Source organism: Okeania sp. SIO2F4, from assembly GCF_010672385.1.
GTDB lineage: Bacteria > Cyanobacteriota > Cyanobacteriia > Cyanobacteriales > Microcoleaceae > Trichodesmium.
This window is the reverse complement of sequence record NZ_JAAHGT010001490.1, coordinates 1-1,079: the sequence shown is the minus strand read 5'-3', so window position 1 is coordinate 1,079 and position 1,079 is coordinate 1. Positions and strand designations below refer to the sequence as shown.

The 1,079-nt window shown below is 34.1% G+C and carries 2 protein-coding genes; both read right to left on the bottom strand.

Translation table 11 applies throughout. The features are described 5' to 3' along the window. A partial coding sequence (locus F6K22_RS41430) for a hypothetical protein (protein ID WP_293111032.1) occupies positions 1–202 on the bottom strand: 202 nt, incomplete at its 3' end. 34 nt (positions 203–236) lie between these two features. Further along, on the bottom strand, positions 237–1,079 hold an 843-nt coding region (locus tag F6K22_RS41425; protein WP_293111031.1), incomplete at its 5' end, for a glycosyltransferase.

Genomic DNA, 1,079 nt, shown 5'->3' with positions numbered 1-1,079 from the left:
GTGTACCTGTTCTCAAAAGATTTTTTTCTCGAATTTCTATTTGCCAGTCAGGAAGTTGCTCTGAGTACTCATTCATGCATTCAACTGAGGACAATAGTAATTCTGCAGTTGCCAACTTCTCTTTATTTTTTTCAAGAGCAAGTTCTTGAAAAATCAATCCGGCACGAAAAATAAGAGACCAACGATCTATTTTTGATACCATAATCAATACTCCTTAAATTTTATTTAATTAATCATTAATTACTAGCAAAAATTTCTCCAAAATTAGGTTTATAAGATTTCCTGAGTTTATGGAAAAAATTTGCTTGAAAATAGTGACCTGGGTCTACATCAACCACACCAAAACGGTTAAAAATATCAGCTAAAATTTTAATAAATTTTGTTCTGTATTCTTGTGTTTTATCGATATGCTTCTGTCTAATGCGCTGTGGATCGCGTGGATTCCGGACAAATTCTTCTACTGCTGAAGCAACTGCATCTGGCGTTGGTTCGCAAATAATTGAGTTGTATTCGTCATACCAAACATGACGTCCTCCTTTTGAGGGTGTAGAAACAACAGGTACTCCACATAAAAGATATTCACTGGAAGCAAAACAAGCACCTTCAGTTTCAGATAAAATTAAACCACAGTAAGCTTGATTAATTTTTTCACATACTTCTTCTGATGATAATTGCTTGTCGTTCAAATATTTATAGGGAGGAATTTCTGAAGCAGTATTTCCGTGATTATTTCCTGCTATAAGTGCTAATTGAGATACTTGAGAAGCGAGAAAATGTCTTTTAAATGCACTGCGACGACCTACATAAATAGCATTATAAATTTTCTCAAGATTGAGTGGTCGCATAACTAAGTTTTCGTCAATCCACGCATTCTGATTAATTACATCTCCTTGAAAACCTTTTGCTGCAAAATTTTCCATTTCTAGGGAGCAATTGTATAGAAAGAAAAATTGGTTTTTATCTAAGTTCAGCACTGAAAAAATAGTATCGGCTTCTTCTGCAAAGGAAGGGCTATGATACCAACCACAATAAACGAAAAAAAAGTCTGTTTTACGAAAATTTTGGTGCCATTCAGACAA